Genomic DNA, 20,083 nt, shown 5'->3' on the forward strand with positions numbered 1-20,083 from the left:
TCCGGCAACCGAACGATTCAGGCGGCGTCTCCTCCGGTGAGACGCCGGCCGATAGCATGGCCCCATGCCGCTGCCCGAACACTTCGCGTGGGACGCCGACCAGTGGGGCAACACCTGGCTGCGGTGTCATCGTGCCATTGTCGCGAGCGTGAGCAAGACGGTGTTTGCTGACGGGCGCTGGATTGCGAACGTCAATCGGCACGACGAGAGAACAGCCAGCTACCCACACGCGTACTTTCGCTCGCAAGGATCGGCGATGCGGTCGGTGGAGCGCTGGGCCTGTGCGCATGCAGGGCACCTTCTACGCGAGTTGGAGACCGGTGCGCGACGGAGGCTCCCGGAACCTGGCCCTAGCCGCGAGGAAAAGCGGCTGGCGCGGAAGCTACGGGGGTGAAAGAAATCTTCGAGAGGGGCGCGTTTGCCACGAGCAACTGCGCCCTGTTCGGTCTACGTTTCCTCATGATGCAGCCATCAGGCGGTGGAGTCCACGGCACCTGCCCCCTCGGCCGACATGGCGCGGTGAATGGCTCGCAGCTTCTCCAACAACTCGTCGAACGTGACCACGGCCACGTCCTTGGTGGCACTGCGAAAAAGATCGAGAGAATGTCGCCTGTCCGTGGTTTCAGGATTTCTGCCGGCTACCACCAGGCAATGGACATGCCACACGTGCGTTCCCTCCATGCCAGCACTTCCAACGCGCGAATGGAAGTTCTTCGTGAGTTCGGCACGCTGGTCCAGGACTTGGGAGATCGCGGCGCACATGTCTGCGTGCGCCGCGTACATGGCCCCTCGGAACGGCTTGCTCTGAAGCAGGCGCGTGCGGCCCGTCTTGATTTCCACGATTGCCACTGAGCCTGTCATACCTTGTCGAAAGAGGAAGTCCGCGATGGTCTCTCCCTTTCCATCGATCGTCGTCCCTCCCACGTGCGCTTGTCCCCGTATTAGCAGCACTGGGTGAGGGAAGGCGACGCTCAAGACAAACGGGTGTTCCTCGAAGAACGTCTGCCAGGCCTGCTCTACTGGATTCCGATCGAGTAGAGCCTCGAAACGAGCGATCAACTCACCGAGCGTTACCCGCTCTATTTCGGACCTCAACTCAAGTAACGCGCGAGGATTCTCTTTCGCGATCTGCGGAGCGTCTTGTCGGACGAGTTCGGTGGCGGCAGAGCGGTCACGCTCGTTGCGAAGTTGATCGCGCGTGCTGAGCTTTGCCAACTCGTACACCTCGCCCGGCTTGGGTTGCCGAACCAGCTTTGGAAACAACAACTCGTCGATCGGGTGCAGTATCTCGTTGTGTGCCAAGAACCGCCGGTCCTGGAGAGCGCGGTGTTGAAACCGTCGTCCGATCTGGGCCATACCCCTCCGCACGCGATCGAAAAGCCTCCGTCCGATCGAGAAGGTCGCGCCCGAGATCGAGGCCTCATCGCCTTCGACCAGCAGGAGTTCCGTTGCCTGCGTCGCGCGTTCGATCGACTCGACGATCAAACGATTCTCCCACTTGAGACCAAGCCCCAGCGAGGCGCGTCGCGAGAAGCCCACGGGCAGCTCTTTGAGCAGTTCATCAAACTCCTCGATGCTTTGCGGGACCTTCCAGTCTCCCGGAATGCGTATTCTCACGATCTGCTGGTACTTTGGCTCGAGGAACTCTGCGCGGTAGGTAGCTGACACCCTGGGCAACATGAGCAGTTCACTGGAGGTGACGTGCGCCAGGAGCTCTTTGCGTGGCACTCGACCAACGGCATCGTCGGACGGCTCTTCATGAGCAAACACCTCAGCGACCTCATCGCCATCCACCTCGATGACGTCGAGGCTGACCATACACTCCTCAGCGGCATTCGCCGCCTGGGGCTCTTCGTCTGATGCTTCGATCTCGCCCATGTTGACCCTGGAAACTGCCATGGTCTCCTCCCGCTAAATTGATGTTTTGCCCTGCCACATCCAACTCGCCACGGCGGGCCGCGCGACAATACTATTGCGTTCTTGGCTTGGAGCAGGGCGTCTACCCTAGTCCCGCCGCGACCGCCGTGTCAGGCCTCTCCGACGACACCGCTCCGTGACGCGGCTGCCGGCATGTTGGAAGGATCGTCACCTGCCTTGAGCGAATCGGCCAGCCTTCGGTTTTCGAGCTTGATTTTTTCTATTTCAAGTTGAAGGATTTCGAGCTGAGCCTTGCTTTGCGCATCAACCAGAGGCTGAATCTTCCGGTACCAAACGCCAAAACCAACTACCAGTCCCAAAATGGCAATGGCCATCGAAAACCCTAATAGCGAGTTATAGAATTTCCTGTCCTGGGTCGCAATCTCGATTTGGCGATCCAATACCGCCAACCGAGCATCTTGCACGCGCGAGCGCGCATCCAGCGCACGCAGATCCTGCATTTCCGGATAATTCTTAAAAACGATTGAATTCACTTCCGTGTTAAATGATATTGATTGCCACCCACAAAATATCAGCACGACCAGCGAGAACAAGGCGATAAACTTATAGATGTTATCTGTAGGAACCACGATGCGATCAAGCATAATTTCTCACTCCCAAGATATATCCTCGCACAAGTCTATACAAATTGAAGCGTATTGTGCCCCGTTATTCAACGGACCGCATGAACTAGGGCCCAGATTGCGCCATCCCCAGCCATGAGTTCGAACGGCTCCAGAGCGCCTATCCATCGCTGGGCTACGCCATAACGATACTGCCCAAAGTCGGCGCAGCTCAGCGCGCCGGCGTTGCACTGCACCTCCTGGCTCGTCGCTGACCGGCGGCGGTGCCCGCCCCCTCACTCTTCCTGGCTAGGAAACCCTTCCACGTCAGGAACGCCATGCACTAAGTGATAGGCGCACCTTTTACTGGAATGCGGGCGCGACCGCATCGCATTCGCCGACCACTCCCGGGCGTCCGGAAGAGATGCTGATCGCATGCGTTGCTGACATTGTCGGCGGCTGCCAGCAGCCAGGATCCTTGGGCTGCCGTGGAACACCAACCGCGCGATCCTCCAGTCCGCCCAGCATCAAGCCTGCGGACGCACGCCCTTCCCAGGGGCGTTGATGCGAACCCTTCTCCGGGCGACTCTGCCCATTTCATTCCTACCGGCAAACGTCCTGTTCGCCCGCTCATGCGAGCGGACGGGCGTGCGCCCGCGTGCGCCACGGCGCACTCCATCCAAGGAGCCAACCATGACGACCATTCGACTTCAGACCAATCAGCACCGCCTCATCGCCAACCTGCGGCATGCGTTCAACCAGCGCTCCATGCTGGGGGAACTGTTGCAGAACGCCCGCCGCGCCCAGGCGAGCGAGATCCGGATCTACGTCACCGACGACTGCATTGCCATCCACGACAATGGCAGCGGCATCGAAGACCTCCAATCGCTCATCCACATCGCCGAATCAGGCTGGAAAGCATCCATCAGGGAGCGTGAGAACGCCTTCGGCATGGGTGCGCTCGCCACGCTGTACTTCGCCGAACGGCTGACGGTGCGGTCATGCGGGAAGACCTTTTCCGCACGAACCGCCGACATCCTTGCCGGAGAGCCGATCGAGGTTCTCCCGGCAGATGGCACCTGGCAGGGCACGCAGATCCAGCTCGACGGCGTACGCTCACCGGATCGCCACGTCTTTCTGCCGGACTGGGTGCGCTCGGAGATGCGGCGACTGTGCGAGGCATTTCCGGTCAGGGTGTACGTCAATGACGCCGAAATCCCCAGGCCGCTGGCAAAGCCCGAGCTTCGATGGCGTGAGACGTCCATGGGCAAGGTGTTGATCGACCTGCATGGCGCCACGAACCAGTGGCGATGCTTCCTCCAGGGGCTGCCTATCCAAGCAGGAAGTTCGCATGCGCCGAAGCAGGTCGTCCTGCTGCCCGACGACATGGTCGCCAAGCTACCTGATCGCCAGCATCTGCTGAACGAATCCAGCGATATTCCTCGTATCCAGGCTGCAGTGAATGTTGCCTACAGAGAGGCCTTAATGGACAAGAAGTCCGAGCTGGCCGGTCACGAGTTCGCCGAGTGGTATGCCGACGCATGCGTCATTTCCTCCAACGCCGACCTCCTCAACGATGTTCCCTTCGTGCCGCGCGCCTGGTTTCGCAACTGGAAAGACCGGCCAGCCGGGGTTTGCCGGTATTGGGAACATTACGGTGACGACGGAGTGACTTCCGCGGACGCCATGTCGGAAGCCGGAGTCTGGCGGATCGAAGACGATGATGGCGATGTGCTGTTGGCTGAAGTGTTTCTGCAGGCGGCGGACGCCTATTTGCTGGATCAAATCAACCTGGATGCAGGCCACTGGCTTCTTCGTCTGGCACGCCCGCTCAGCGCGGAACGGATCGCGGTCAGCGTCGGTGCATCACGGCATCGGATGGAGCATCCAGGCTTGGCCGACTGGGAGGTCGCTCTGGAGCTCGTCGACTCGCTGCAGGTCGGGCTTCTCGAAGGCGGCAAGCTCTTCGATGTCTCAGCCCTCCGCAAGGACGGCACGCTGTACGTCACCAGGGAGGCAGGCAGCGTCACGCGGCTGGTCAGCGACTACACCGTGGATGATCGTTACGACGAGGACCTCGAAGACGACGATGAAGAGACCATCCGGACCTTCATCGCCGTGGGCAGTTCCTCGTCACCGCACCATGTGGTCGAAGCCTTGCTTCCGCGCGCACTGCGCTACGAAGCCCAGGCCAAACTCGCAGGTGCCGGCGTGAGGCTCGCCTTCGATGCGGAAGGCAAGTTGGCATCGGTCACCTCCTCCTAGCTGTCAATCCACAACCAAGCCACGCAGGCCCCGCACTCCGGTGCGGGGCCATTTTTTTTGGACGGAATGCGGTCCAGGGCGGCATCGGATTGGCCGACCACTGCCCGGCATCGGGGCGGGATGCTGGACGCATGTGTAGCTGACGCCGTCAGCGCCATGCCAGCAGCCTGGATCTCAAGGCTGCCGCGGGATTCGTCCCGCGCGATCCACCAGTCCGCTTCGCATCGCTGCGCGGACGAACGCCCCTCGTGGCGTCGATGCATTTTCATCCACGTCCTGCGGGAGCCTCTGCCCGCACTGGGCTGTGGCGCCTCGCGCATCCAGAAGGATCTGTCCATGCCAAAGCCATCTGTCTTCGGCCACCTGGCCCTGCACTACGCCGGCAAGTTGCTGCCCCTGGAGGTGCTGCACAGCGCCGCCGGCCATTACATCGGCACGCGCGACCTCGACGGTCCCGTATCCCGTGAATCGAGCGAGTACTTCCGCAGCGAGAAAGCAGCCCAGCGCGCGCTGCAGCGCGGTGGATGGTCCCAGTTGCCCAACCCCTGATCCCGTGAAGGATTCCATCATGAACTTGACTCTTCCCCCGGAGGTCGCCGATCTGTTCGTGCGCGAACAGATCCACTTCGCTGCTGCACCGGAAGCGTTCTTCCAAGCCTGGAAGCGCGGTATCGAGATTGCCGGTCCCGAGTGGTTCGGCGACGGCACGATGGAAGGGATGCGCAAGGCCACGAGCAAGTGGGACCTGCGGCCCAACCTGCTTGCCATCGGCGAAGCACTCAGCGTGCTGAGCAGCGGCCAGCGCATGTTCCTCTCCGCAATGGTGAGCTTCTACAACGCTCGGGAAGGCGCAGCGATGTTGCGCCAGTGCCGGTTCGAGGGTCTCGCCGATTTCGGGGGACTCGACCTGCACAGCAGACAGGTCATCGCCGACCTGCTGCTGAACTACGTGGGCTGGTAAGTCCACGCCGGCCAGGGTCCTGGCCACGAGGAACCTACGCGGCTCGCCGCGCAGCCCTCGCTTTCATCACCGGGCGCCCTGAGCGCCCGCTTTTCTATCAACCCCCAAGGGAGCCTCTCCCTTGGGGGGAAGCCCCTTGTGCTTCATCAAGGAGGTTTCCATGGATCCCACCATTCTTCGTGCCCAGCTGCCCGCCCTGGTGCGGTTACATATTCCTTCGAACGTGCGCAGGTTCACGTATTGCATCCTCGACGGCGTGCCACGGCCTTCGTCTCTCGGCATCACCTTCGATCCCAAACCATTCGAGGGCAAGGTCGTCGCCAAGACGGCGGAGGCCATCGTCGTCAAGACGGGCCGCGCCGAGTTCGCCGTGCTGGACCGGTCGCTGGTGACCATGGAGCCCGACGAGGGTGCCAGGGTACTGGTCGAGCCGTACGCAAGGCGCCGGTTCGACGGCCTGCGTGCGGACACACCGGAGCGTCGGACGGAACGAACTGCGGATGGCACCGAGTTCATCTCGGAGACGATGGTGCTGGGCGCTGCGCCTGCCAAGCTGCCCATTCCCAAGCCACGATGCCCCGAGCTCGCCGCACTGATCGAGCAACTGGAGGAGCTTCCGGCGCCTGATGGCTTCCGCCGAATCACGCACATGCTGGTGGACGCGGGTGCCAAGGTTTTCAACTGGGTAGATCCGAAGCCGTCGGACATCTGCAAGACGCCGCCGGCCATCACCTTCACGGTCTCGGCGGCGAAGTTCGATGGGGGCGTGCGCATCCTGTACGACCGCGGCGCAGACGCCTACGTGATCGAGTTTCTTCCCGTGGGCCAGCCCATTGACCGTGTCGAAGACGTGTACTTCGAAGAGCTTGGCAGCGTACTGGAATCGCGCCTCGACGACGGCAGCTGGCGGCGCATCCGCGTGACACCGCTGCCAGCGAGGACGTACTCACCGGCGTGAAGCATCGCACCAACGTGACCTTCTCAACTTCGCTTTTCAGGAGCACATCATGTCTCTTCGTTTCAGGGGCGCCGATCTTCGCCCCGTGCTCGCCGAAGCTGCTGCTCAGCGCTGCAGGATCGTCCTGGTCAAGGACCAGGGCGTGTACTGGCTCGCCGAGCGCGGTGCCCGCAACAGCAACGGCCGCCAGAAGCTGATCGCATACGCGGTGGGCTGCAATCCGGACATCGACCCCTTCGATGACTGGTGGCACACGGCGAATGCTGAACTCGGCGGCGACGACTTCGCTGAGCACATCGACCCGGGCGATGTAGTGTTCGCCAAGGTTCTGGCCGGCGGCTATGACCTCGAACTCTCTGCCACGCCCGAGCAGCTCACGATGCTGGCCGTTCCCTCCGACCGCACGAACTGAGTTCGCTGCGCCTCCCAGCCCCCGCTCAAGCGGGGGCTTTTTCTTTGCGGGAATGCGGCTGGTGGTCGATCGCGTTGCGGCTGGCTCGCCGAAGCAATCCGCAGGACGCTGCGGCCATGCCTGCCGACAGACGTCGGCGACATGCCAGGCAACCCTCGGTCTTCAAGGTTGCGCGCAGCGAGTCGCTCTGCGTGGCCGGACCAGTTCGCTTCGCATCACTTCGCGAACGGCCTCCGAAACTTCGGTGGCGGATGCATTCATCCACTCAACCCAGCGCGGGGCTTTTCACCTTCCCCCGCTCGACGGGCCGGTGTGCCCCGATTCCAGTCCACCCTGCGGATGCCATGTCCGCAGGGGCTGGCTCCGCGATCTTTACAGGAGCCACGCTATGGCAGACAACTACTACGAGGCCACCGGTGTCCTCGTTCTCGACCGCGTTACACCGGTCATCCGTGCGCTGTTCAGCGAATTCCGGCTGGATGCCGAGTATCCCGGCAACGGCGAGGCCTACATCGCCCTCCGGTCCGACAGCTCCCCCAGCTGGGACGATCTGCGCGAGACGCTGATCGATCTTGCAGCGCCTCTGGGCTTCACTCCTTCACCAGACAGCATCACGCCGATCGGTGAGGTGTTGCAGGTGCTCGGCAACCACTTCTGCGCCGACGGAGACACGGCACTGGATTCCATGATCCAGCGGGACGACTTCGGGGACGCAGCCGATATCAAGGACCTGTTCCTGCTCGCCACGTGCTTCGATGACGGGCACCACCTTCGTGAGGTCCGCTTCGAGGGCTGCTGGCGATGCGACAGGCCTCACCTGTTCGAGTTCGGTGGCGCGGGCCACTACATGAGCCGCGAGTTCGCATGGGACAGCACGTCCAGCGACGCGACGCAGCTAGGCCCCCTGATCCGCAGCGCACTGTCGAGCAACGACTTCGACAGCGCAGGCGTGGTCATTGCGCGCGAAGCGCTGCGGCTTCTGGCCGGCATCCGAGACGTGGCCCATCGCGACAAGGTGCAGCGCGCCGCCATCTGGAAGTTGATGGGAGGCCTCGTTGTCCGGGGAGAGGAATGACATGCCTCTTCGCTTCCGAGGCGTCGAGTTGCGCCCTGTGCTTCCCAGCCCCCGCCATGCGGGGGCTTTTTTTTGCTCAATGCGGTCGCGCCGCGGCACGGGTTCTGTCTGGCAGCACGAGGCGGAACGCAGGACGCTCCGCGCATGCCTGCCGACAGAAGTCGGCGACATGCCAGGCAACCTTCGGTCTTCGAAGTTGCGCGCAGCCGCCAGGCTGCGTGACCGAACCAGTTCGCATCGCATCCATCGCGCGAACGGCCGCCGATTTCCGGTGGCGATGCATCCGCCTGTTCAACCCACCGCGGGGTTACGCACCTCTCCCCGCACGATGGGGTCGGTGTGTCTCCGCTTCATCCTCTGGAGCACCACCATGACTACCTCATCGTCATCCAACGCGAAGTCCTACTTCGACCTCCACACCTCGGGCATCGGTTACCTGAAGAACGTCCGCGAAGTTCCGGTCCGCGGCGGCCGCCGCGCACAGCCCTTCCTGGCTTGCAAGATCGACGCGCTGGTCGGTCCCGCAAAGGACCCGAGCTACCGCACCTTCGATCTGAAGGTCTCCGGCGCCAAGGCCAAGGAACTGGTCGAAAGCTACATGGGCGTGGACGACCGCCGGAAGCGGCCTCTGGTCCGCTTCCGCATCGGCGACCTGTGGCCCGATCCCTTCATCCGCACCGAGGGCGAGCGCAAGGGCGAAGCGGCGGCGGGCCTCAAGGGCCGCCTGCTGAAGGCCGAGTTGGTCGATCGCGGCGAGTTCATGCGCATCGAGACGCATGAGCTCATCACCCGCGGCATCGGGTATCTCAACCGCCCGGAGGAAGTTCGTCCGAAGGACGGCGACCCGTTCCTCGCCTGCTGCATCGCGGCGCTGGCCGGGCCGACCGATGAGCCGGAATACCGGTATATCGAGACCAAGGTGAAGACGGAATCCGCAGCCCATCTGGTGCGGCGTTGCGTGCAAGCCGTGGAGGCCGAGCGCAAGGTGCTCATCTCGTTCTTCCTGAACGACATGAAGATCGATGCGTACCTGCGCACCAAGGGGGAACGTGCCGGCGAAGCCGCCGCCTCCCTGGAGGCCAATCTGGTCCACATCGGGCTCATCAAGATCGATGGCCAGAAGGTCTATCCGCTGGCGGCACCGGCTCCCGACACGCCGCCGACCGAGGATGCCTCCGCGTCCGAAGCCGAAGACGCCCCCGACGCGGCATCCGTCCATGCTCCCGAGCCCGCCGAGCGTGAGCCCGTGAGCGAGGAGCAGGAACGCGAGCCGGAAGCGGTCGAGTCGTTCTGAAACCGGCAGGGCCCCGCACGGGGCCCCGCCCTTCTTCTCCCGAGCGAACGCAAGGACATCATCATGGACACCACCACACCCGGCGAGCGCCCCGCGCCCTCGCCCATCATCGTTCCAGGCCAGCTGACGCTGCGCACGATTCGCGGCCGCAACGGACCGTTCACGGTCGGGCGGCTCACCACGCATCTGGGCGTTTTCGCGGTCAAGGATGCGGAGCTGGAGCAGTATCCCGAGGGCCGGTATGACGGGGAGTTCGTCATCCGCTACATCTTCCCCAAGTCCTATCCGGTGGGCGACGGCATGCGGTTCGAGATCCGCGCCAACCTGGACGGCATGACGCTCCACGGCATCGACAAGCTGAGCCGTGACGAGGCGCGCAGCTTTGCCACGCAGGACGTCGATCCCCTCGACGAAGAGCAGGGTGCGGCTTCCGCCGCCCGCCAGCCGGCTCCGGCGACGCCGGCAAAGCCCGCTACGCCATCCACGGGCGCCGCGATGCCGCAGGCATCGACGGATCCCTTGGTCGATACCACGCCATTCGGCGTGGATACGCCCTCTTCCGCCCACAGCGCAGCCAGCCAGGCGCAGGGTGCGACCGAGAGCGAGGACGCCGCACTGTTCGGCCTGCTCTGGCCGCTGCAGGACTGCGTGAAGCTCGATTCGACCATCGGCCGTCGCACCCTGCGTGCGCAGATCGCCCGCCTGGGCGAACTGGGCTACGCACTGGACATCAAGGCACAGGTCTGGAGCCGCCCGGCGGTGAGCCAGGCCGCGTGATCGCAGGCACCGCACCCGCGGTGCTTCCCATCCATACGCCGGGCGCGCCTCTCCTTCGGGACTCGTCCGGCCATCTTTCAACGCACCGACATGGACCCGATTCTTTCAACGCTCCCACGGCCGTTGCTGGCTTTCGTCGAAGGCCAACTGTCCAACGACGAGACCTCCACCGATGAAGAGCTCCTGGAGCACTTCGTCGCCAACGGCCTGACCGAGGACCAGGCGCGGCAGGCACTGACCTATCGCGCGCAGTACCTGGGCAACATCTACCTCGACGGCTTCACGCCCATCACTGCAGCCGACGACGTGCTGCGCTTCAACCCGTACAGCCGGCAATTCGAGCCGGTCTGAACGCCATCACTCCACCCCAGGGGGCTGCACACGCCCCACCGGGCAGTGCTGTCCCCGCCTATCCGAGGACATCACCATGCCCACCACCGATTCCCGATCTTCCCCGCTCTATCGCATCGACGAGTGCCCCGATGTCATGGCCGACGCGTGCGTTGGCGACGACCAGGGCGGTCTCGTCTTCCTATCGATCTGGGCCCGCGACACGGCGGTCCAGCAGTTTCTCGCACGCCTGACCCTGGGCCGCGACGAGCAGGGACTGCAGCAGTTCCACGTCATCACTCCCGAGGGCGGCAGCGTTCCGGTGTTCGTCGGCAATGTGGATCGCCTGGAAAAGCGCATGACGCGTGCTTACCGCCGAACGCTCTTCGGTGCGCTGTCCAACGTGTGGCTGTTCGACCGGCGCTGCGCCAGGCCCGACAAGGCCAACGCCAGCGCCCTGGCCGTGCTGCCGAAGGACAGCCACTGCAGGCCGGACCGGCTCTGGTCGCTGGTGCGCGATACCTGCCCGCTGCCGCTGCTCGATCACTGGCGCGAGCCGGTGCTCGATCTGCTGCAGGGCCACGACATGCTGGCACGCCTTCCCTTCGCCCTCGGGCCCCTCGAAGGCCACCGGCTCGCGATCGACGTTCCGGTGCTCACCCAGGCCCTCGGCGACCTGATCCGCAACGCAGTCCTGCGCATCGAACCGCGGCGGCTTCCGCAGTCCATCGACCCCGCACCTCAGCTGTCGCTCGAAGCGGTGGCCTGAGTTCCGCAATGGTCGTGCCGGCGGCGACACCGCCGGCGCGACCGCATTCCTTCATCCATCCCAAGGAGCATTCCATGGCCCTCATGTTTGCGCGGCTTGCCCGCAATTTCATCAAGAACGGCTACTACCCGACCGACGAAGCCACGCTCGAAAGAGCGCTGCATGCACTGGTTCCCGGCAACGGCCCGATGTGCATCCTCGACCCCTGCGCAGGCGAAGGCGCTGCCATCGCCGAAATGGCCCGGGCGCTCGGGAACGAGCGGGCACAGGCGTATGCGGTGGAGTTCGACGCGGAGCGGGCACGCCATGCCCGCGGCCTGGTCGATCACTGCCTGCACGCCGACCTGATGGACACCATGATCTCCAAACAGGCCTTCGGGCTGCTGTGGCTGAACCCGCCCTACGGCGATCTGGCCAAGGACGTCAACGGCAACATCGGCTACCAGGGCCAGGGCCGCGCCCGCCTCGAAAAGCTGTTCTACCAGCGCACCCTGCAACTGCTGCAGCACGGCGGCGTGCTCGTATTCATCGTCCCGGGCTACGTGCTCGACGCGGAGCTGGTGGGCTGGCTGACGCGCCACTATGCGGACCTGCGGATCTACCGGGCGGTGGACACGCAGTTCAAACAGGTGGTGATCTTCGGCCGGCGCATCCGGCAACGCGACCTGGCCGCCGATGCGGCCGCCGCCGCGCGCACCCTTCTGCTGCAGGTCGGGCACGGAGAGGTGATCCCCGAAGAACTGCCCGGCGAATGGCCGTTCCTGCCGTACATCGTTCCTGCCAGCGTGGCCGCGCCGGAGAACTTCTTCCGCGTGACCATGGAGCCCGAGCAGTTCGCCGACGAAGTCGGCCGGCTGCGCGGCCTTTGGCCGATGCTCGATACGCACCTGGGCGCCGCGCAGCAGTCGCTGCGCCCGCCCGCGCGGGCCTTGTCTCCGTGGCATCTCGCCCTGGCGCTGGCCGCCGGTGCGATCTCGGGCGTGGTGCGCTCCAAGGCGGGCCGCGTACTGATCGTCAAGGGCGACACGCACAAGGACAAGGCGCTGCAGCGCGAGTTCACAGAACGCGAAGACGGCTCGATCGCCGAGACGCGCATCCTCACCGACAAGTTCGTGCCGGTGATCCGGGCCTGGGACATGACCCCGGGCTCTCCCACGCTGGGCGAGGTCCTGACCATCCGCTGATCCCGGCGCATCCATCCACCACGGCAAGGAGAATCAACATGTTTCCACTGTTCCAGCGGCGCAAGCCGCTTCCGCAACCGCTGTTCGCGCTGGGCACGATCGAGCTGAGCGAGAAGGTGCGCTGGCTCGCGAGCAAGACCCTCATCGATCCCCTGCCCTACGTGCAGCGCCATGTGCGCGGCGACTGGGGCGAGGTCGGCGAGGCCGAGCGCCAGGCCAACGGCACCGCGCTGGAGCGCGGCACGCCGGTGACCTCGCGGTTCGCGATCACCCCCCGGTTGTCGCTGGTCATCGTCACCAGCGCGGACCAGGGCAAGACCGTCGTGCAACTGCCCGAGGAACCGGCCGCGATCTGACCCGCAGGCTTTTCCCGCAGGCCGCCAGCGCCTGCAACTTCTGATCCCTTCGGCCGCGCGCCGAGCTTTCTCCCACCCGGGGCATGCCATCGCCCCCTGGGGGAGGTGCATGCCCCATTGCTTTGGAGCATCACCATGTCCCTCGATCTGGAAACCACCGCCGATGCGGAGCCCGTGCAAGGCGATCTGCTCGATGCGGAAGCCTCGCCCCTGTCCCTGAGCCTCACCGAATTCGTTGCCGAGTTCGGCGACGAACTGCTCGAATCGCTCAACCGCGCCAATCCGCCGGTCTATGCCGGCCAGCCGAGGGCGCATCGCGAGCGCGTCATTGCGGGCCTCAAGCGCAGGCTCTTTCCCGCCCAGGCGGAAGTCGTCCATGCAGCCGCCGAGCTGCTGATCGACCGCGGCGAGCGCGCCGCGTTCATCAACGGCGAAATGGGCTGCGGCAAGACCACGGTGGGTATCGCCACCGCGGCGGTGCTGCACGCCGAAGGCTACCGCCGCACGCTGGTTCTGTCGCCGCCGCACCTGGTCTACAAGTGGCGCCGCGAGATTCTCGAAACCGTGGCGGGTGCCAAGGTCTGGGTGCTCAACGGCCCGGATACGCTGGTCAAGCTCATCAAGCTGCGCGAGCAACTGGGCGTGCAGCCCGGCGGCCAGGAGTTCTTCGTCCTGGGCCGGGTGCGGATGCGGATGGGCTTCCACTGGAAGCCCACCTTCGTCGCCCGGCGTACGCGCCACGGCCACGTGGCCGCCTGCCCGGACTGCGGCACGGTCATCACCGACCTCGACGGCGAACCGGTCAGCCCGGTCGCGCTGGAAGCGGAGGAGTACCGCAGGAAGTGCAGCCACTGCGCCGCGCCCCTGTGGACATTGATGCGTCCTCGCACCCTGTCGGGTAGCGACCAGTCCTCGGCCGTGCTGAAGGCGCTCAAGCGCATTCCCACCATCGGCGAGGTCACGGCCCAGAAGCTGATGCGCAAGTTCGGCGATGGCTTCCTGGCCTCGATGCTAGGGGACAACATCCATGAATTCATCAACCTGATGGATGGCGACGGGGAGCTGGTGTTCTCCGACCGCCAAGCCACGCGCATGGAACGCGCGATGGCCAATATGGAGTTCGGCTTCGGCGAGGGCGGCTACCAGCCTTCGGAGTTCGTCAAACGCTACCTGCCTAATGGCACGTTCGATTTGCTCATCGCCGACGAGGCGCACGAGTACAAGAACGGCGGCAGCGCCCAAGGCCAGGCCATGGGCGTGCTCGCATCGAAGTGCCGTAAGTCGCTAGAGCTCACCGGCACGCTGATGGGCGGCTATGGCGATGACCTGTTCTACCTGCTGTTCCGCGCACTGCCCCGGCGGATGATCGAAGACGGCTACCGGCCCTCCAAGAGCGGCAGCATGGCCTCGGCGGCCATGGCGTTCATGCGCGACCACGGCGTCCTCAAGGACATCTACTCCGAGAGCGCGGGCACGGCGCACAAGACCGCCAAGGGCAACAAGGTCAGCGTGCGCACAGTCAAGGCACCTGGCTTCGGTCCGAAGGGCGTGCTGCGCTGCGTCGTGCCGTTCACGATCTTCCTGAAGCTGCGCGACATCGGCAGCGATGCGCTCCCGCCGTACGACGAGGAGTTCCGAGAGGTGCCGATGGCACCGGCCCAGGCCGCCGCCTATGCGGCGCTGTCCGTGCGGCTCACCACCGAGTTGCGGCAGGCACTGGCCCGCCGCGACACCACCCTGCTGGGTGTCGTCCTCAACACGCTGCTGGCCTGGCCGGACACGTGCTTTCGCGCGGAGAACGTCGTGCATCCCCGCACGCGGGACACCCTCGCGTTCGTGCCGTCCCAGTTCCACGACATGGAGGTCACGCCCAAGGAACAGGAACTGATCGAGATCTGCCGGCAGGAGAAGGACCGGGGCAGGAACACGCTCGTCTATACGACGTACACCGGCAAGCGGGACACGACTGCACGCCTGAAGCGGTTGCTCGAACTGGAAGGCTTCAAAGTCGCGGTGCTGCGAGCGACGGTGGATGCGAGCCGCCGCGAGGACTGGATCGCCGAGCAGGTGGACCGCGGCGTCGATGTCCTCATCACCAACCCGGAACTGGTGAAGACCGGACTCGATCTGCTGGACTTTCCGACGATCGTCTTCATGCAGTCCGGCTACAACGTGTATTCGCTGCAGCAGGCCGCGCGCCGCTCCTGGCGCATCGGACAGAAGCAGGACATCCGGGTGATCTTCCTGGGCTACGCGGCGTCATCGCAGATGGCGTGCCTGAAGTTGATGGCGCAGAAGATCATGGTGGCGCAGAGCACGTCGGGAGACATCCCGGAAAGCGGCCTCGACGTCCTGAACCAGGACGGGGACTCCGTCGAAGTCGCGCTCGCGCGGCAGTTGGTGGCTTGAATATCTCGCAATCCTTCGCGGCTCCTTCGGGAGCCGCGGTTCTTTGCACCTCTCATATCTTGGTCGACACCGTACGCCGCCAGGTGCCTAATCGTCCAATCCGGCAGCGGATCGGTAGACGATGCATCGACTTCCTTGGAAATACTAGCCGCGAGGTAGCTATGCGATGCCGGACGACGGCAAGGGATTCAGCCTGCTGCCGTGGCGGCCGGTGATCGAACAGCGGCTGGGACAGCAGATCGCCGCGACAGTGCGCGGCGGTGGTGTGTCGTGGGAGATTGGGCGGCAGCGTGGGCCGGCTATGGACTGATGTTGAAGTGCGTTGTCTCGGCCAAGCGCACCAGCCAGTCTTCCACGGCCAGCACCGCGTCGGATACAGACCGCCGGCCGGGCTTGATGACGTGATACGACATGCCCTTGAGCACCGGTTCGGCCACGATCTCCAACAATCCCATTCGCAGTTCTTCCTCGACCAGCAGCAGGCTCAGCAACGCCACACCCTGGCCGGCGACAGCCGCCTGGATGGCGTGGCTTTCCTCGGAATAGCGGATGCCGGTGGACTGGTCGGAGGGCGGGTGGCCGCTCGCGCGCATCCAGGCCGCCCAGGTGAGATCCACGGGGAGGGGGCGATGCCAGTCGAAATGGATCAGCGGCCACTGCGACGCCTTCTGGCGTATCGCGGTCCGCAGGGTCGGACTGGCGACAGGGGCGAAACGATCCTCCAGCAACAAGGCGGCGGTGAGACCCGGGTAATGGCCGTGGCCGTACCGGATCGCCAGGTCCGCCGTGCCGGCGCTCAGATCGACGGGTACGTTGGACGCATGCACATGCAGGTCGATGTCGGGATATGCGGCCTGGAACGCGGCCAGCCTCGGCACCAGCCATTTAGTGGCGAAGGCCGGCGTCGCCGACAGCGTCACCGACGCACGGCGAGGTCGGCGCACCTGCTCGATCGCCATGGCGATGGCCTGGAAGCCGCTGCTGACCGCCGTAAGCAAGGTCTGCCCATCCGGCGTCAGTTCGACCGCGCGGACCTTGCGCACGAACAAGGGGCGTTCGAGGTCTTCCTCCAGCACGCGAATGCGGTGGCTGATGGCCGTGGCCGTGACGGCCAGTTCCTCGGCCGCCTTCTTGAAACTGCGCAGCCGCGCCGCTGCCTCAAAGGCACGCAATGCACTGAGCGAAGGGAGACGCGTCGCCATCTATGGATGATTCCATATCAGCCGTTGGCTGATAAATGATCGTTTGTCCTGGTTTCATTCTCGAATGAAACTTTCTGTCAGTGATTTTAATTCATCCATCAGGAGCACTGCCAGCATGACCACGCTTTTGCACATCGACGCCAGCGCCCGCCCGGGCGGTTCCGACGCGACACCCCACGGCTCGCACACGCGCCGACTGACGGCCCGTTTCGTTCGGCAATGGACGGCACAACACCCAGAAACACAGGTGATCTACCGGGATGTGGGCCAGGAGCCCCCGCCGCCCGTCACCGGTCGCTGGATCCATGCCGCGTTCACGCCGGAATCCGAGCGCGAGGACTGGATGCGAGAGGCGCTGCAGCAGAGCGACACGCTGGTGGACGAACTGCTGCAAGCCGATCTCATCGTCGCCGGCGTGCCGATGTACAACTTTGCCCCGCCGGCACAGTTCAAGGCCTGGATCGACAACATCGTGCGCGTGGGACGGACCTTCGGGTTCGATCGGGGCCGCAGCGGCGACCCGTACTGGCCGCTGCTGGCCAATGCCGGCAAGTGCCTAGTGATCCTGTCCTCGCGCGGGGATTATGGATACGACGCGGGCCAACGCCTGGCCGGGCGCAACCATGTGGAAGCGTCCGTGCGCACCGCCTTTGCCTACATCGGCGTGACCGACGTGCACGGCGTGGCCATCGAGTACGACGAGTTCTCCGGCCAGCGGTTGGCCGATTCGATCCAGCAAGCCGAAACGGCGGTGGACGGACTGGTATCGCTGCTGGCAAGCCACGTGGCCTCGCCGGCAAGCCGAATAGTTTGAGGCCTTTGGCGATGCCGAAGGCATAGGTCGGCAGCCGGTCGCAAATGCGCGGGGTGATTGGCGCACGATGGACGGCCAGGTCGCCGTTGACAAGGAAGATGCCCACGTCGCAGCGGTCAGCACCGACTGTTGCCTCAAGCCAAATCCCGCGCGACCCGTTCGGCCAAGAAATCGAGCAGCACCCTGACCCTGGCCGGCACATGGCGGCCGGGCCCGACGAACACCGCATGGATGTCTTCCACGGCGCCGCAGTCGTGGTTTTCCAGCAAGGGCGCCAGCCTGCCGGCAGCAAGATCGGCCCGGACGTGGTAGCGCGCCAGCCGGGCCACACCGGCCCCGGCCAGCACCATCTGGCGCATGCTCTCGCCATCGCCCAGGCGCAGGTCGCTCGACGGTGCGATGGCGATGTGCGCGCCATCACCGTTGATGAAAGGCCAGGCATCCACATGCCGGGCGTAGTGGAAGCCCAGGCGGCGGTGCCGGTGCAGGTCTTCGGGCCGTTCGGGAGTGCCGGCGCGTCGCAGATAGTCCGGCGAGGCGACCACCACCAGTCCGCTGGCGCCAAGCCGGCGCTGTGTCAGGCGCGAATCCGGCAGCGGCCCGGTGCGGATCGCCACGTCGCTGCGGTCGTCCAGCAGATCGACCACCACGTCGCTCAACGTCACGTCCAGTTGAACGTCCGGGTAGCGCTCCAGAAACTCCGAGACGCGCGGCAGCAGGTAGTGAACGCCGAAGGCTACATGGCTGTTGATCCGCACGCGCCCGCGCGGTGATCCCACCTGTGCGGCCTCGCGCTCGGCGCAGTCGATGTCATCGAGGATGCGCAGGCAGCGTTCATGGAAGGCGCTGCCTTCGGGCGTGAGTTGCAGTTTGCGCGTGGTGCGATGCAGCAGCTTCGTTCCCAGGCGTGTTTCCAGTCGATTGATGAGCTTGCTCACGGCCGAGGCCGTCATGCCCACCGGTTCGGCGGCTGCGGTGAAGCCTTCGGCGGCGACCACCGCGATGAACACTTCCATCTCGAAAGCACGGTTGATGTTCTGGCGAGACATTAAGTGAATCCATTTCAATGGTGAATTGAACTTAAGCATCTATTTCATCATAGCTACTCCCTTTACGCTTCGGAAGGCTCGATCCATTTCATCTATTTCCGGAGTGCTTGATGGCCGTTTCCACCCAGCGCGGAACCTTGCCCGCCTTGCTGTCCATGATGGTCGGTGGCTTCGCCATCGGCACCACCGAGTACGCGAGCGTCGGTGTTCTGCCGCAGATCGCCGATGACTTCGGCGTCAACCTGGCGCGGGCCGGTCTGGTCGTTAGCGGCTATGCGCTAGGGGTCAGCTTCGGCTCGCCCATCCTGGCGGCCCTGACGGGAAACCTGTCGCGCAAGACGCTGATGCTGGCGGTCATGGCCTTGTTCGTCCTGGCCAATGCGGCGGCCGCGTTGAGCGCGAGTTATGAATTCCTCATCGTCGCACGCATCGTCTCCGCCTTGCCGCATGGCATTTTCTTCGGTGTCGGCGCAGCGATCGCCGCGAGTCTGGTGGGGGAAGACCGGCGGGCCTCGGCGGTGGCGATCGTGTTCGGCGGCCTGACCATCGCGGTCGCCGCAGGTGTGCCGATTGCGACCGTCATTGGCCAGCGCCTGGGCTGGCCGATGGCCTACTGGTTCGTCGCGGCCATCGGTTTGGTGTCGCTGCTGGCGATGGCGGCCACCTTGCCCCGGAAGATCGACATCGCGCCGGCCGGCAGCCTCATTGAGCAGGTCAAGGTGCTGGGCAGCGGACGCCTGCTGATCGCGTTCGGCATGAACTTCTGTGCCTGGGGCGGCACCTTCGTCGCCTTCGCCTACCTGCCCAGCATCCTGGCCGACATCACCGGCTTCGGCCCGAACGGCGTGGCGTGGATGCTAGCCCTGTACGGAGTCTCGGTGATCGTCGGCAATTTCCTTGGCGGGCGGGTTTCGGACAAGAAGGTTGTGCCAGCGCTGGCGTTGATGCTCGGCGCGCAGGCGGCGGTGCTGCTGATCTTTACTTTCACCGCGTCATCCATGCTCGGCTCGATCCTGACGCTTGGCGTGCTCGGTGCGCTGATGTTCTGCAACGTGCCGGGACTGGCGCTGTACGTCGTACAGCTCGCTCAGCGCCATCGCCCCGGCAACGTGGACATCGCTTCCACCATCAACGTGTCGGCGGCGAATGCCGGCATCGCGCTTGGCGCTGTCATCGGCGGATTGGTGGCGGAGTCCCGGTTGGGGCTGGGTGCGACGCCGTGGGTCGGCGCCATCATGGTCGGCGTGGGCCTTCTGCTAACCCTGTGGAGCGGATGGTTCGACAGAAGAAAAGTGCCGGTTGCAGCGACTATCGTTTGACCAACAGCCCACGCAGCGACAACTCCAATGCGTCCACGGCCTGCGCCAGTCGCGCATTGCCGTCCTCTCCGTCCGCGATCCAGAACGCCGCTTCGGCCAGGCTGCCGTAAATCAGCGATGCCAGCGCCTGCGGGTCGGCCCTGTCCACCACGCCTTGCTGGATAAGGCTGTCGATCAGCCGCCGCATCGACTCGACGCAATGGCGCTGCGAGTCCGGCGAGGCGCCGCCCTGCACTGCCCTGGCGTCATCGCAGATGGCTTGCCTGAAGTTGATGGCGCAGAAGATCATGGCGGCGCAGAGCACGTCGGGAGATATCCCGGAAAGCGGGCTCGACGTGCTGAACCAGGACGGTGATTCGGTGGAAGTGGCGCTTGCGCGCCAGTTGGTGGCTTGAACGTTGGGTAATTCACAGCGGCTCCCTCGGGAGC

The 20,083-nt window shown here is 64.6% G+C and carries 20 protein-coding genes and 2 pseudogenes; 17 read left to right on the plus strand and 5 right to left on the minus strand.

The features are described from left to right. Positions 1-471 precede the first annotated feature (471 nt). Positions 472-1,899, minus strand: a complete 1,428-nt coding sequence (locus AVTE2539_RS22805) for a Shedu immune nuclease family protein (RefSeq protein ID WP_284414155.1) — start codon at positions 1,897-1,899, stop codon at positions 472-474. A gap of 128 nt (positions 1,900-2,027) precedes the next feature. Next, complete coding sequence (locus AVTE2539_RS22810) at positions 2,028-2,522, minus strand: hypothetical protein (RefSeq protein WP_284414157.1); 495 nt, start codon at positions 2,520-2,522, stop codon at positions 2,028-2,030. Positions 2,523-3,173: 651 nt separating this feature from the next. On the opposite strand from AVTE2539_RS22810, the gene AVTE2539_RS22815 reads away from it, so the two are divergent. The 14 genes and pseudogenes from AVTE2539_RS22815 to AVTE2539_RS22880 all read left to right on the plus strand — a co-directional run. Further along, positions 3,174-4,745: an ATP-binding protein gene (locus tag AVTE2539_RS22815; RefSeq protein ID WP_284414159.1), complete on the plus strand. Its 1,572-nt coding sequence runs from the start codon at positions 3,174-3,176 to the stop codon at positions 4,743-4,745. 336 nt (positions 4,746-5,081) lie between these two features. Beyond that, positions 5,082-5,294 carry a hypothetical protein gene (locus AVTE2539_RS22820; RefSeq protein ID WP_284414161.1) on the plus strand — a complete coding sequence of 71 codons (213 nt, stop codon included), beginning with the start codon at positions 5,082-5,084 and terminating at the stop codon, positions 5,292-5,294. 19 nt (positions 5,295-5,313) lie between these two features. Beyond that, positions 5,314-5,706, plus strand: coding sequence for a hypothetical protein (locus tag AVTE2539_RS22825; RefSeq protein ID WP_284414163.1), 393 nt, complete (start codon positions 5,314-5,316; stop codon positions 5,704-5,706). 160 nt (positions 5,707-5,866) lie between these two features. Continuing rightward, the gene (locus tag AVTE2539_RS22830) at positions 5,867-6,664 is read left to right on the plus strand and encodes a GTPase (RefSeq protein WP_284414165.1); all 798 of its coding nucleotides are present in this window, start codon (positions 5,867-5,869) and stop codon (positions 6,662-6,664) included. Between the two features lie 49 nt (positions 6,665-6,713). Next, a complete protein-coding gene (locus tag AVTE2539_RS22835; RefSeq protein WP_284414167.1) occupies positions 6,714-7,076 on the plus strand; it encodes a DUF3085 domain-containing protein in 363 nt (120 codons plus the stop codon). Positions 7,077-7,464: 388 nt separating this feature from the next. Next, positions 7,465-8,151 (plus strand): hypothetical protein, encoded by a 687-nt coding sequence (locus AVTE2539_RS22840; RefSeq protein ID WP_284414169.1) that lies wholly within the window; start codon positions 7,465-7,467, stop codon positions 8,149-8,151. Positions 8,152-8,521: 370 nt separating this feature from the next. Next, on the plus strand, positions 8,522-9,445 hold the full coding sequence (locus AVTE2539_RS22845; RefSeq protein ID WP_284414171.1) for a DUF3577 domain-containing protein: 924 nt from the start codon (positions 8,522-8,524) through the stop codon (positions 9,443-9,445). A gap of 63 nt (positions 9,446-9,508) precedes the next feature. Beyond that, positions 9,509-10,222: a DUF3275 family protein gene (locus AVTE2539_RS22850; protein ID WP_284414173.1), complete on the plus strand. Its 714-nt coding sequence runs from the start codon at positions 9,509-9,511 to the stop codon at positions 10,220-10,222. A gap of 90 nt (positions 10,223-10,312) precedes the next feature. Then, entirely contained in the window at positions 10,313-10,573 is a 261-nt protein-coding gene (locus tag AVTE2539_RS22855; protein ID WP_284414175.1) for a hypothetical protein, read from the plus strand. Between the two features lie 76 nt (positions 10,574-10,649). Beyond that, positions 10,650-11,321 carry a hypothetical protein gene (locus tag AVTE2539_RS22860; RefSeq protein ID WP_284414177.1) on the plus strand — a complete coding sequence of 224 codons (672 nt, stop codon included), beginning with the start codon at positions 10,650-10,652 and terminating at the stop codon, positions 11,319-11,321. A 74-nt stretch (positions 11,322-11,395) separates the two neighbouring features. Next, positions 11,396-12,505, plus strand: a complete 1,110-nt coding sequence (locus tag AVTE2539_RS22865; protein ID WP_284414179.1) for a DUF6094 domain-containing protein — start codon at positions 11,396-11,398, stop codon at positions 12,503-12,505. 38 nt (positions 12,506-12,543) lie between these two features. After that, positions 12,544-12,861: a methyltransferase gene (locus AVTE2539_RS22870; protein ID WP_284414181.1), complete on the plus strand. Its 318-nt coding sequence runs from the start codon at positions 12,544-12,546 to the stop codon at positions 12,859-12,861. 135 nt (positions 12,862-12,996) lie between these two features. After that, entirely contained in the window at positions 12,997-15,270 is a 2,274-nt protein-coding gene (locus tag AVTE2539_RS22875; protein WP_284414183.1) for a helicase-related protein, read from the plus strand. 154 nt (positions 15,271-15,424) lie between these two features. Then, positions 15,425-15,580 (plus strand): annotated as a pseudogene (locus AVTE2539_RS22880) (DUF3363 domain-containing protein); the annotation flags it as partial. On the opposite strand, the gene AVTE2539_RS22885 reads toward AVTE2539_RS22880, so the two are convergent. Further along, the gene (locus tag AVTE2539_RS22885; RefSeq protein ID WP_284414185.1) at positions 15,570-16,472 is read right to left on the minus strand and encodes a LysR substrate-binding domain-containing protein; all 903 of its coding nucleotides are present in this window, start codon (positions 16,470-16,472) and stop codon (positions 15,570-15,572) included. The pseudogene AVTE2539_RS22880 and the gene AVTE2539_RS22885 sit on opposite strands and share 11 nt — an antisense overlap. A 115-nt stretch (positions 16,473-16,587) precedes the next feature. On the opposite strand from AVTE2539_RS22885, the gene AVTE2539_RS22890 reads away from it, so the two are divergent. Continuing rightward, positions 16,588-17,286: an FMN-dependent NADH-azoreductase gene (locus AVTE2539_RS22890; protein ID WP_284414187.1), complete on the plus strand. Its 699-nt coding sequence runs from the start codon at positions 16,588-16,590 to the stop codon at positions 17,284-17,286. A gap of 134 nt (positions 17,287-17,420) precedes the next feature. Here AVTE2539_RS22890 and AVTE2539_RS22895 read toward each other — a convergent pair whose 3' ends face one another. Continuing rightward, positions 17,421-18,335, minus strand: coding sequence for a LysR family transcriptional regulator (locus AVTE2539_RS22895; RefSeq protein ID WP_284414189.1), 915 nt, complete (start codon positions 18,333-18,335; stop codon positions 17,421-17,423). A 110-nt stretch (positions 18,336-18,445) separates the two neighbouring features. Between AVTE2539_RS22895 and AVTE2539_RS22900 the strand changes: the two genes are divergently transcribed. Beyond that, entirely contained in the window at positions 18,446-19,654 is a 1,209-nt protein-coding gene (locus tag AVTE2539_RS22900) for an MFS transporter (protein ID WP_284414192.1), read from the plus strand. Here the strand turns inward: AVTE2539_RS22900 and AVTE2539_RS22905 are convergent. Further along, on the minus strand, positions 19,644-19,943 hold the full coding sequence (locus AVTE2539_RS22905) for a TetR family C-terminal domain-containing protein (protein WP_284414194.1): 300 nt from the start codon (positions 19,941-19,943) through the stop codon (positions 19,644-19,646). The two genes, AVTE2539_RS22900 and AVTE2539_RS22905, sit on opposite strands and share 11 nt — an antisense overlap. On the opposite strand from AVTE2539_RS22905, the pseudogene AVTE2539_RS22910 reads away from it, so the two are divergent. Further along, positions 19,900-20,049: pseudogene (locus tag AVTE2539_RS22910) on the plus strand (DNA topoisomerase III); the annotation flags it as partial. The gene AVTE2539_RS22905 and the pseudogene AVTE2539_RS22910 sit on opposite strands and share 44 nt — an antisense overlap. Between the last annotated feature and the right edge of the window lie 34 nt (positions 20,050-20,083).

Source organism: Acidovorax sp. SUPP2539, assembly GCF_030158975.1.
Lineage (GTDB): Bacteria > Pseudomonadota > Gammaproteobacteria > Burkholderiales > Burkholderiaceae_C > Paracidovorax.